Origin of the sequence: Candidatus Magnetobacterium casense (assembly GCF_019173545.1) — a bacterium.
GTDB classification, from domain to species: Bacteria; Nitrospirota; Thermodesulfovibrionia; order Thermodesulfovibrionales; family Magnetobacteriaceae; genus Magnetobacterium; species Magnetobacterium cryptolimnobacter.
Genome location: NZ_JABXWD010000094.1, coordinates 1 through 10560 on the forward strand (window position 1 = coordinate 1; position 10560 = coordinate 10560).

Consider the following 10560-nt stretch of genomic DNA (forward strand, 5'->3'; position numbering starts at 1 on the left):
TTTGTAAATGCCTGCCCCTCCGTGTGTTCGCTGCTAAGGAGTTCAGCCGGAGGCAACAGGTATTGCCCCTTACTTGCCTCTGGAATCTTTGGTGCGGTGGGCTTACTGGGTGGGGCCGCCTTTGCAGGAGCATCCTTGGACAGTGGGGGCGGAGGCTCAGGGGCTTTGACAGGGGCTTTGGCAGGGGCCTGAACGGGGGGCTGGGCAGGTCTTTTGGGGACAGGCGTTTTTGATACTGATCCTGCGGCAGGGGCCTTTGTAACGGGGGCAACCGCCTTCTTTTGCTGCACCGTCTCTGTCACCCTGGGGCGGTCAACCCAAGGACTACCTATATCGCCGTCCCTTGGGAGTGAGACCCTTTCGGTTAAGTCCTCCCTACGACTGTCTTTCTTGTACGTGGAGACGGTTGAAAGAGACATCGGGATCAACAGCACTATGGACGTGTACAGGACTGAGAGGCTGATTATAAAAGCCACCACCGTGGAGAGAAACGTCTGCAGGATATAAGAGATAGAGCTGCCTATCAATCCCCCCTTAACAATGGTTATCTCAAAGGTATCCCCCATGAGGGAAAAGTTTATGGATAGCGAAATAACCATCAGGACAACGCCTACGATGTTTTCAAGTCTCCTGGAGGCACCGGTAAACCTCCTTATCGCATAGAAAAACAGTACAACCGGGAGAGCATATGCCGACGTTCCAAGTACGGATATCAGGACATCAGCGATGTATGCCCCCACCATGCCGCCATAGTTTTGAGGCGGAAGATTGGTGTAGGTAAAGGGCGAGGGGTCCCACTTATTGTACGTGGCAAGACTCACCCCCGTAAATAGCGCAAGAAGAACCGCTAAAAAGCCAATTACCGTACTACTGCCACTTTTCAGTTCTTTAGCCATAGCAACAACACTATAACTCCGGCCAGGGTAAACCTGTAATAGACAAATGCCCTTAATGAGTATTTCTTAAAAAACGCCATAAGAAATTTAATGGCGATCAATCCCGTTATAAATGAAGCCGCTATGCCACACAGGAACACGTTTAGGTCCAACCCCGCTCCCGTGCCATGCAAGAGCTTTACCCCGTGCAAGAGCGCAGCCCCACCCACCACGGGCGTGGACATGAGAAAGGAAAACCTGGCTGCCTCCTCCCGTGTGATGTTTAGGGCCAACCCTGCCGAAATGGTTATCCCCGAGCGCGACACCCCCGGTATAATGGCAATGGCCTGGGCTATGCCCACCATCACGCTGTCATATATGTCCATATCCCGTATGGATTTTTCCCTGGTACCAATGCGTTCAACATAGAGCATCACAAACCCGACAACGACCAGACTTGCAGCTATCACCAATGGACTTCTCAGCGTTTCTTCGACGAATTCGTCCAGGAGCTTGCCCGCCACAGCCGCCGGGATGGTTGCGACAATGAGCAGCCCCAACAGTTTGTGTTTTTTGAGCAGGATGTCGAGCCAGTCCTTAAAGAAATACAACAGCAACGCCAGGAGCGTGCCCACGTGCAGGGCTATGTCAAAGGACATGGAGTCGGTTATCCCGTGCCACCCAAAGACCCACGGGATGAGTACCAGGTGTGCGGTGCTGCTTATGGGGAAGAACTCCGTAACACCCTGGACTGCCCCCAGGATAATCGATTGAAGTATCTCCGCACTCATACCTCTACCACCACCGGCATGATAATGGGTCGTTTATCGGTGACATTTTTAATGTGTTTTCTCAATGCGCTGTGGAGCTTTGCCTGCAGCACAGAGGAGTCCTTTCCGACGTCCCGGTCGATGTTGTTGAAGGTTTCTACGATGAGTTTTTTGGCCTCGGAGATAACCATCTGTGAGGCGCTTTCCAGGACAAACCCCCTGTAGATGATCTCCGGTTCGGCAACGAGTTGCCAGAGTTCCTTGTTGATGTAAATAAGTACCAGTACAAAGCCGTCCTGTGACAGGCGTCGTCTGTCTTTGAGGATGATATCGTCTCTGTCCACAAACCCCTTGCCATCGACGAAGTGTCTGCCGCAGGCAACGTTTGAGGTTTTGGAGGCGCCCTGTGCGGTTATTTCGAGGATTTCGCCGTTTTGCGGGATGAAGACGTTTGCCTCGGGGATGTTGAGGTTACAGGCCAGTTTGGCGTGGTAGATCAGTTGTCTGTACTCCCCGTGGATTGGCATAAAGTAGCGCGGCCTGACCACGTTGATCATCAGTTTCAGCTCTTCGTTGGATGCGTGTCCTGAGACGTGAACATCGGATATCTTGTCGTAGAGGACGTTTGCCCCGCGCTTAAAGAGTTGATTGATTATCTTTCCTACGGCCTTTTCGTTACCTGGGATGGGTTTGGCCGAAATTATCACGGTGTCATCGGAGGCTACCTTGATGTGTTTGTGTTCGTTGATGGCAATCCTTGTCAGGACGGACATGGGTTCTCCCTGGGAGCCGGTTGTGATGATGACCGTTTCTTCGGGGCGGATTGTGTTCATCTGTTCGAGCTTCAGGATGGTATTGCCGGGGATATTGAGGTAACCGATGTCCATGGCGATCTTTGCATTTGAGATGATGCTTCGGCCACAGAGGATGATCTTTTTGCCAAATGCCACGGAAACGTCCACGGCCTGCTGTACGCGGTGAATGTTGGAGGCAAAGGTGGCAATGATGATCCTGCCCTTGGCCTTTGAAAATATGTCTTCGAAGGCCCTTTTGACCTCTTTTTCGGAGGGCGTGATACCGGCTTTTTCGGCGTTTGTGCTATCGGAGAGCATCAGCAGGGTGCCCTTTTCGCCGTACTCGACGAACTTGTTAAAGTCCAGCAGTTGACCATCAACGGGACTTGAATCGATCTTGAAGTCCCCCGTGTGGATGATGTTGCCAAGGGGAGTGCTGATACCAAGCCCCACACCGTCGGCTATGCTGTGCGTAACCCGGATGAACTCAACCGTAAAGCTGCCAAGTCTGGCCCTGTCACGGGGCTTTATCTTCTGGAAGGGAACGCCCTTTATGCTGAACTCCCGCAACTTTTCCTTGATCAACCCCAGCGTCAAAGGCGTCCCATACACCGGTACCATCTTGCCGAGGTCTCTTAGCAGGAACGGCAATCCCCCGGTGTGGTCCTCGTGTCCGTGGGTGATGACTATACCGCGGAGTTTTTCGCGTCTCTCCAGTACGTAGGAATAATCAGGGATGACGTAGTCAACGCCCGGCATATCATCATCGGGAAACATGAGGCCAACATCGACAATTATCATATCGTTATTGGTCTCAAACACCGTCATGTTTAAACCGATCTCCGCAACACCTCCCAGCGGGATCACTAATAGCTTTTCTTCTTTATTTCCATTACACATATAGTTTTTTCTTATCTTTCCCCCTGTTGTTTTCCCACCTGCGGGGGGATGGACAGTGGGTGTTTAGCAGAAGATTTCTGTCTGTTATTTAACAAGCAGTTCTAGTATGGCCTTTTGCGTGTGCAGTCTGTTTTCAGCCTGGTCAAAGACTACGCTGTTTGTGCCATCCAACACCGGAGATGTTATCTCCTCCCCCCTATGGGCCGGCAGGCAGTGCATGATCAGCGTATCGGGCCTTGCATGTGCCATGAGGGCGTCATTTATCTGGAACCCTCTGAATTTTTCCTTTTTGTCTTCGACGGCTCCCTTATCACCCATGCTGACCCACACGTCGGTATAGATGACATCCGTCCCCCTTACGGCTTCCGAGGGGGTGTGAGAAATGCGTATATCAGCCCCTGTTGCTGCCTCCAGCACGTCCTTGTCAGGTTCAAACCCCGCAGGGCAGGCAACGGTCAATGACATTCCCGTCAGCCACGCCGCATCAATGAGGGAATTGGCCACGTTATTGCCATCACCCACGTAGGTGAGTTTGACCCCCTTTAGGGCGCCCTTTTTCTCCTTGATGGTCATCAGGTCGGCAAGCACCTGGCAAGGGTGGTGGTTGTCGCTAAGGGCATTGATTACGGGTATTGTGGCATACCGGGCAAACTCCACCAGACCTGCGTGCTGGTAGGTCCTGATGGCCACGGCGTTGAGGTACCTCGATAGCACGCGTGCCGTGTCGGCTGCAGACTCACCCCTGCCCATTTGCGTATCCCCCTGGTTGAGGTATATGGGAAACCCGCCAAGCTGATATACCCCCACCTCGAGGGAGACCCTCGTGCGAGTGGATGACTTTTCAAACAACAGCCCAACCGTTTTGCCAATAAGAGGCCGGGCGATATTGCTGCTCCCGCTCTTTAGCTCTATTGCACGGTCTATCAACTGCTCACACTCCTGAGATGAGAGGTCAATGATCCTCAAAAAATCGCGCTTCATGACAGCCTCGTCAGTATTTCGGTCAGCGCGGAGATGAGGCGTTCTATGTCCTCCTCCTTGACAACCAACGGGGGACAAAATCTCAGGGTATTTTGTGCCGTGCAGTTAATAAGTATGCCACGCTCAAAGCAGGCCTGTACCACCTGGCTGCACTCCCTGGTTAGCTCCATCCCCAGTAACAGGCCCATACCACGAACGTCCACGATAATGTTGGGGAACTTCTCCTTTAGCTCTGACAGGGCGTGTTTCAGCATTGCTCCCATCCTCTGACACTCCGCCAGCATGATGCCATCCTCCGTGACCGTATCAAGCACGGCCAGGGCCGTGGCACAGGCCAGGGGATTGCCTCCAAAGGTTGAGGCATGACTGCCTGCCTCAAAGCCCTTTGCTATCTCCTCACGTGCAATGGTTGCCCCTATGGGGAAGCCGCCTCCGAGTCCCTTTGCCAGGGTCATGATGTCGGGTTCGATGCCAAAGTGTTCGTAGGCAAACAGCTTACCCGTTCTGCCGATACCGGTTTGCACTTCGTCCAGGATGAGGATGAGGCCGTGTGTATCGCAGTGTTTTCTGACCTCCTTGAAGTAGTCCACGGAGGGGACCTGCACGCCACCCTCGCCCTGAATGGGTTCGAGCATCACGGCAGCCGTCTTATCGGTTGTTGCATTTTTGAGTGCTTCCACGTCGTTAAATGGCACGTACCTGAAGCCGGGCAGGAGGGGTTCAAAGCCCTGGTGGAATCTGTCCTGGCCGGTGGCCGATATGCAGGCCATCGTGCGACCGTGGAAGGAGTTCAGTGCGGTTATGATCTCATTGCGTTGCCCGGCACTACGTTGATTGCAGTAGCGTCTGACGAGCTTTATTGCGGCTTCGTTGGCCTCGGCTCCGGAGTTGGAAAAGAATACCTTGTCGCCAAAGGATTGTTTGACCAGTTGTCTGGCAAGCCTTATGTGGTATTCGTTGTGGTAGAAGTTGGATACGTGGATGAGCCTCTGGGCCTGCTTCTGGATGGCCACGACTATCTTTGGATGACAGTGTCCCAAGACGTTTACCGCAACCCCTGCCAGGAAGTCCAGATACTCCTTGCCATCCATGCTCCAGAGCTTCATGCCTCTGCCCTTGGTAAATACCACGGGAAACCGTTTGTACGTCTCCATCATGTACTGCTGGGATTCGTCCAGTGCCTTTTTTATTTCCATAGTTTAATCATCATCCTTCAGTTCAGTTACAATGGCACAGAGCATCGGAAACATGATTTCGTGATGCCCGATGAGGCTTATGGCCAAACCGGAGTTGGCGGTTGGTCTTTTGAGCACGTTCACCTCGGCCCTGTATTGTCTTATAAAGTCCATGTTTATAGTAGTAAAGTCCTCCACCCTGTGACCGATGTTTCTTGCCAGATTCAGCGCCTTCAGAAAGACCTCCGGGATGATAACGGCAGAGCCTAGGTTGATAAACACCCCGCCATCAAGTGTGGTGATGAGCGAGGTGAGGGTTCTGAAGTCTCGCATACTGCCCTCTCCGATGTTGCTGCCGTTGGCTTCGGGGTGCATGTGCAGGATATCGGTACCGATGGCAACATGCACGGTAATTGGTATGTTGAGGTCAAAGGCCGTGGCGAATATGCTTATTGACCTGTCTGTGATTCTGCTGTCGGAGGCTATGAACCTGCCAATGGAACTACCCAGACCCAGACCCTGTGTTACGCCATCGGATATGGCCATATTGAGCATAACGCCGGTTTCTTCGGCCATGCCAAAGGTGCCATGACAAAGCTCGGAGGCCACGTCCTCGGAGGTACATCCCATAAAGGCCATCTCAAAGTCATGGACAATGGATGCGCCATTTGTGGCTATCGCCGTGACGGTCCCCTGTTTCATGAGGTCTGTGATGAGCGGTGAGAGGCCAACCTTTATTGGATGGGCACCCATACCCAGGACAACGGGTTTATTCCGGTTCCTGGCTTCTATGATGGCACAAGCAGCCTTTTTCAGCTCTGATGCGGCCAGCACCTCGGGCATCGTATCAAGGAATCCCCTGAAGGAACCGCCCCTTAAAAACGGCTTACCCTGTTGCCGGAGATTTACCTTGCTACTTCTCGCACTCAGAGAGTATCTCTTGACGTCTGTCAGCGGCTTATCCACGGACAACGATTTATCTCTCATCCGGTCATCATCTCTCTCTTTAATTTGCCAGTATAATTTTTATACTCTCAGCTCTAAAACAAAGCCAAACCATAATATATAATAAATACAAGAACATTGTCAACTGTTGATTTTTCCCTTTTTCCCGGACCACGGTTAATTTGTTCTGTATATAGCACGTTTCAATTGTGTGCGATACAAGAAAGAAAGGGGCGGCTACGAAGAAGTCCCCTTGACCCCGTAAGAATGCCGTGTGTGTTGTATTTAATCCAATCGAAATCTGCTATACTTGCTCAATATACTGCGGACGTCTTTGGAGTTGGGGTTTAGGGCGAGGGATTTTTCGAAACTTTCTATAGCCTCTTTTTCTCTGCCCATCTTTTTTAGGATCAGCCCTCTGTGGAAATACAGTTCCCAGGGGTTATTGGCCACCTTGATGCCGCTGGTGAAGTACTCAAGGGCCTCCTCAAACCTGCCCTCTGCGCTCAGGGTCAGACCCAGATAATCATAGACTACGGCATCCGTGGGGTCAAGACGCAAGGATTTCTGCAAATACTCATAAGCCAGGGCATACTTCTTCTGTCGCATCAGGGAGTGAGAAAGCATTTTGTACACGACGGCCTCACCGGCATTTTGCCAAAACGGTCTGGCCCGTAAAAAGTACGGCTGTGCCTCCGCCCCCCTTCCCTCAAAGACGAGGGCGCTCCAGAGATTGAAGTTCAGGTGCGGGTTGTCGGGTCTCGCCTCAAGCCCCCTGGAGAACTGTACAATGGCCTCCTGCACCCTGCCTTCCTTCATAAGATACATGCCATAGTCGTTGTTGGCGACATAGTTGCCGTCGGTCACCTCAACGGCGTGCTTAAAGAGCGTCCCGGAGTTTTTCCAGTATCCCACCTGCTGACGTGTCAAGAGACAGAGCACCACTAACACCCCCCCCCGCAGTGATGGCTGTAAATATTCTGCCAAGAGGTCTGTGCTGCAACTCGCCCAATCCGTAGACCAAAGCAACAAACACCCCGATCAGTGGCACGTAGGCATAGCGGTCGGCCATCGGAGAGGCGCTTACCTGCACCAGTTGAAGCACGGGCACAAGCGTCACAAGATACCACAGCCAACCCACAAACAGATACGGCATCCGACGCCTCTTGTAAAAAGCCACGACAGTTACTCCAACGATGCAGACCAGCAATAGTAAGGTATGAGCGAGTTGTATGCTACCCGCATACGGATAAAACACCGTCAACCCCTTTGGCCAGAACATCAGTTTTACGTAACCGACGCAGGAGTGTACGACGCTGTGGAGGCGCAGATTGAGCGGGGCTACAGCAAAGGAGATAAGCGCCTGCCTCTGAGCAAAAATGGTCACTACACCGGAGAGGATTGATATGATAAATAACGGGATTTTTTCTATAACCAGGTCTATGAATCGTCTTGAATTAAACCTCTGAAGCGGCCAATAATCCAGCAACAGCAAGACAACCGGCAAGGTCACCAGCATGGGCTTTGCCATCAGCCCCAGGACAAAACTCAGGAGGGTCAGTGCGTACCACTTGGCCCTGGGCTGTTGCACGTATTTGAGATAGGCCATCATCGTCAGTATCCACAAGAGTGTGGAGAGGACGTTTTTGCGCTCCGATGCCCAGGCCACGGACTCCACGTTGACCGGATGCAGGGCAAACAGTGCTGCCACCATGGCACTCTGCCAGGGCAGTTGCGTCATGCGGGTCAGGCATATAAACAGGAACATTACGCTTGCTATGTGAAACAGGAGGTTGACGAGGTGGACACCCTTGGGGTTTAATCCAAACATGGAGATGTCCGCCAGGTATGATAGCCAGGTGAGCGGGTGCCAATTGGCAAAGTGAAAGGTCTTAAATGCCCACACTATACTATCGGGCGTCAGACCATCCCGGATGGCGGGGTTGCCGGTGAGGTAGTGGTCATCGTCAAAGCTGACAAAGTCGTTTTCGTCAATGGGGGCATATGCAAACACCGTCAGCAGCGTAAGAGCCAGGATGAACCACAGTGTCATTGAATTTGTGGTTTTGGTCATATATGTACGTTTTCCTTTGTCAACGCTGATGTCACCTGGACTTCATGGCATTGTGAAGGTTGTCCAGGGCGGTTTTTATCTGTTGGGAGTCAGGGTTGAGGGCGAGTGCCTTTTTGAATTCCGCTTCGGCCTCATCGTATCGGCTGAGTTCTTTTAACACGAGGCCCTTGTGGTAGTAGGTCTGCCACTTGGTGGCATCAAGGGAGATGCTCTTTGACAGGGAGACAAGTGCCTGGTCATACTTCTTCAGCGCACTGAGGGTGACCCCAAGTTCCTTGAATACTTCGGCGTCTTTATTGTTCTCACGGGCCGACAAGAGGAAATAGTCAACGGCTTCTCTGTAGCTTTTTTGGTTCAGCAGGTCTATGGCCATGTGCTTGTACAGGGCGGCCTTGTCACCGCCAAACCACAGGGAGGCGGACTTCAGCAGATAACGATTAGCCTCCTGCATCTTTCCCTGTCTGCTCAGGGCCAGCCACATGTTGTAGTTGATCTCCTCACTGAGGGGCATGACCTTGAGTCCCTCGGAGAAGTGGACGATGGCCTCATCGAGCAGGCCCGCCTTCATCAGTGCCTGACCATAGTTGTTGTGTGCCACGTAGTTGTACTGTGTAACGTTGATTGCATGCTCATAGAGCGTAAAGGAATCCCTCCAGTAACCGGCCTGCCTCCACGTATACATGGCAAAGGTCATGCAGACCACCACCGCAGCGGCAATAAAGACCGACCTCAGAGAGCGCCACTTCTCTGACAACTCCGTCCCCCCCCAGGCCACGATAACAAACAACCCGATAACGGGCACATACATATACCTGTCGGCCATCGGGGCAACCCCCACCTGCACCACCTGGATGACTGGCACCAGCGTCCCCAAAAACCAACACCAACCCATCAGGATGTATGGGGCGTTCTTTCGGCGCAACAACGCAAGCACCGTCACCGTCAACAGCAAAAGCACCGAAACAATCAACTCCCACGCCGGATGGTTCAGGTAGGGATAAAACGCCGCCAGATCGGTTGGCCACACCGTCTTTCTCATATAGCCGGCATACGAAGTAAACACGTTTAACAGCCGAGTTGTAAGTGACAACGAATTTAACGACACCACTGCCCCACCTTCCTTCTGGGCAAGGACGGTTATAACGCTCGATGCGATTGTCATGAGAAAAAACGGTAACTTCTCTACGATCAGTCTGGCATAGATCGCCCATGCGGACTTGGAGTCGTTGGCCTTGAGACGTCCCAGGGGCCAGTAGTCCAGCAGCAGTAGCGTAAAGGGCAACGTTACGATCATAGGTTTGGACATAATGCCAAGGGCAAAGGTCAGCACCACGGCCACGTACCTCCATGGATTAGGACGACGAACGTAGGAGAGATAGCTCAACAAAGCCAGAAGCCAAAACAATGTCACCAGCAGGTTCTTACGCTCCGACACCCAGGCCACGGATTCCACCCCAAGGGGATGCAGGGCAAACAGCAACGCAACAAAGCCACTGCGCCAGGGCATGGTCGTTGCCCTGTAGAGAAACAGATACAACAACAGCACGTTTAATGCGTGTATAATCACGTTGGTAACGTGGTGCCCACGGGGGTTCATCCCGTACAGTTGGACGTCGAGCAGGTGCGACAGCCACGTGAGCGGGTGCCAGTTGGAGAAGTACGTCGTCGTAAAGGCCCACTTGACACTCTTAAGACTAATCCCACCCGCTATGTCACGATTTTCGGTGACATATTTATGATCGTCGTAGCTTACAAAGCCATTGTCCCGAAGGTTATGGTACACGGACAGGGTCGATATCATCAGTATGGTAACGATACACAGATGCAGACGTTGCTTATCTTTTAGTATCCGAATCTTCATATCAAGTGCTTTTATTATAGCTTATTTATGTTAATTTTTACTGAGGGCTAAATTTTTGCTTGCTGTAAAGAATCCTGTGATGACATATATAGCACGGTTCAAAAAAAAGAAAGGGGTGGATCTGCGTATCCTCTTAAAAAAGCATGGTAAAAGGTTTCGTAAGAAGGGGTCAAGGGGACTGGTCC

At 52.0% G+C, this 10560-nt stretch carries 9 protein-coding genes; all 9 read right to left on the reverse strand.

Translation table 11 applies throughout. The features are described 5' to 3' along the window. On the reverse strand, positions 1-896 hold an 896-nt coding region (locus HWQ67_RS06945; protein ID WP_218251954.1), incomplete at its 3' end, for a DNA translocase FtsK 4TM domain-containing protein. Further along, positions 881-1666, reverse strand: a complete 786-nt coding sequence (locus HWQ67_RS06950) for an undecaprenyl-diphosphate phosphatase (RefSeq protein WP_218251955.1) — start codon at positions 1664-1666, stop codon at positions 881-883. The genes HWQ67_RS06950 and HWQ67_RS06945, both read right to left, overlap by 16 nt. Continuing rightward, positions 1663-3339, reverse strand: a complete 1677-nt coding sequence (locus HWQ67_RS06955) for a ribonuclease J (protein WP_218251956.1) — start codon at positions 3337-3339, stop codon at positions 1663-1665. Before HWQ67_RS06955 ends, HWQ67_RS06950 begins: the two co-directional genes overlap by 4 nt. An 84-nt stretch (positions 3340-3423) precedes the next feature. Further along, a complete protein-coding gene (argF, locus tag HWQ67_RS06960; protein WP_218251957.1) occupies positions 3424-4320 on the reverse strand; it encodes an ornithine carbamoyltransferase in 897 nt (298 codons plus the stop codon). Continuing rightward, entirely contained in the window at positions 4317-5516 is a 1200-nt protein-coding gene (locus HWQ67_RS06965; RefSeq protein WP_218251958.1) for an acetylornithine transaminase, read from the reverse strand. The genes argF and HWQ67_RS06965 overlap by 4 nt, the downstream gene beginning before the upstream one ends. A 3-nt stretch (positions 5517-5519) precedes the next feature. Then, positions 5520-6482: a deoxyhypusine synthase family protein gene (locus HWQ67_RS06970; protein ID WP_218251959.1), complete on the reverse strand. Its 963-nt coding sequence runs from the start codon at positions 6480-6482 to the stop codon at positions 5520-5522. Between the two features lie 243 nt (positions 6483-6725). Next, positions 6726-7370, reverse strand: coding sequence for a tetratricopeptide repeat protein (locus HWQ67_RS06975; protein ID WP_218251960.1), 645 nt, complete (start codon positions 7368-7370; stop codon positions 6726-6728). Beyond that, on the reverse strand, positions 7321-8514 hold the full coding sequence (locus HWQ67_RS06980; RefSeq protein ID WP_218251961.1) for a glycosyltransferase family 39 protein: 1194 nt from the start codon (positions 8512-8514) through the stop codon (positions 7321-7323). Before HWQ67_RS06980 ends, HWQ67_RS06975 begins: the two co-directional genes overlap by 50 nt. Before the next feature lie 31 nt (positions 8515-8545). Next, positions 8546-10375, reverse strand: coding sequence for a tetratricopeptide repeat protein (locus HWQ67_RS06985; RefSeq protein ID WP_218251962.1), 1830 nt, complete (start codon positions 10373-10375; stop codon positions 8546-8548). Positions 10376-10560 lie beyond the last annotated feature (185 nt).

What these genes read in the sequence shown, in the direction of transcription:
- HWQ67_RS06950 (WP_218251955.1), bottom strand. Translation starts at nt 1,666, where the DNA reads ATGAGTGCGGAGATACTTCAATCGATTATCCTGGGGGCAGTCCAGGGT.
- HWQ67_RS06955 (WP_218251956.1), bottom strand. Translation starts at nt 3,339, where the DNA reads ATGTGTAATGGAAATAAAGAAGAAAAGCTATTAGTGATCCCGCTGGGA.
- argF (WP_218251957.1), bottom strand. Translation starts at nt 4,320, where the DNA reads ATGAAGCGCGATTTTTTGAGGATCATTGACCTCTCATCTCAGGAGTGT.
- HWQ67_RS06965 (WP_218251958.1), bottom strand. Translation starts at nt 5,516, where the DNA reads ATGGAAATAAAAAAGGCACTGGACGAATCCCAGCAGTACATGATGGAG.
- HWQ67_RS06970 (WP_218251959.1), bottom strand. Translation starts at nt 6,482, where the DNA reads ATGAGAGATAAATCGTTGTCCGTGGATAAGCCGCTGACAGACGTCAAG.
- HWQ67_RS06980 (WP_218251961.1), bottom strand. Translation starts at nt 8,514, where the DNA reads ATGACCAAAACCACAAATTCAATGACACTGTGGTTCATCCTGGCTCTT.
- HWQ67_RS06985 (WP_218251962.1), bottom strand. Translation starts at nt 10,375, where the DNA reads ATGAAGATTCGGATACTAAAAGATAAGCAACGTCTGCATCTGTGTATC.